Raw genomic sequence first — 715 nt, 5'->3', positions numbered from 1 at the left:
CGGGACGACGCTCGGGGTGACCCGACTGAGATCGCGCTTGATGGCGTCCCGACGCTTCATGAGCTCGACTCGTTCGGAGGCGTCGGAGACCTCGTCGAGCCGCGCGCTCACCTCATCGAGCAGCCGCTCGGCCTCGTTCCGGTCCCCCTCTCGGGCGGCGAGGTCCGCGGCGGCGAGGTCCTCGCTGAGATCGCTCACGAGCTCGACGTTCCCGGCACGGTCGGAGAACATCGTCTTGGACACCCCCCAGAGCGGGTCGCCCGGCATCGCGCTGTGCGCGGCCACGGACAGACCGCCGACGATCACGGCCGCCACTGCGGCGGCGCCGGTCACCGCCTGCCACAGGGCCGGACGCTGGCCGTGGTGGTGCTCGCCCGAATGCACCCACCCGCGGCGCGGCCACAGTCGGGAGACGTTCGGGGCGAGGGCCACCTCGATCTGCTCGTCGCTGGGCAGGTCCGGCAGTCCGGCCGAGTCCACCTCGGCGCGCCAGTCGGCGAGCAGCGCGACGAGAGGCTCATCCCCCTCGGGACGGTCGCCGCGTCCGAGCGCGTCGAGGAGCTCGTCGTCGCGATCCACCTCGACCCGGTCCTCGTCGACACGGTCCTCGTCGTGGCCGTCCACGTCATGCGCGCGGAGCGAGGCGTCATCGTCCCGGGTGCCGGGATCGACTTCGTCGTTCATCGCCATCGCTCCTCTCCGTCCTGCTCGATCC

The 715-nt window shown here is 72.2% G+C and carries 1 protein-coding gene; it reads right to left on the bottom strand.

Annotated features, from left to right (window positions below; genetic code table 11):
* A partial coding sequence (locus J1M64_RS19270) for an anti-sigma-D factor RsdA (RefSeq protein WP_241261809.1) occupies window positions 1-684 on the bottom strand: 684 nt, incomplete at its 3' end.
* Between the last annotated feature and the right edge of the window lie 31 nt (window positions 685-715).

Source organism: Dietzia sp. KRD202, assembly GCF_017168155.1.
GTDB classification, from domain to species: Bacteria; Actinomycetota; Actinomycetes; order Mycobacteriales; family Mycobacteriaceae; genus Dietzia; species Dietzia kunjamensis.
This window is presented reverse-complemented; position numbering and strand designations above follow the sequence as displayed.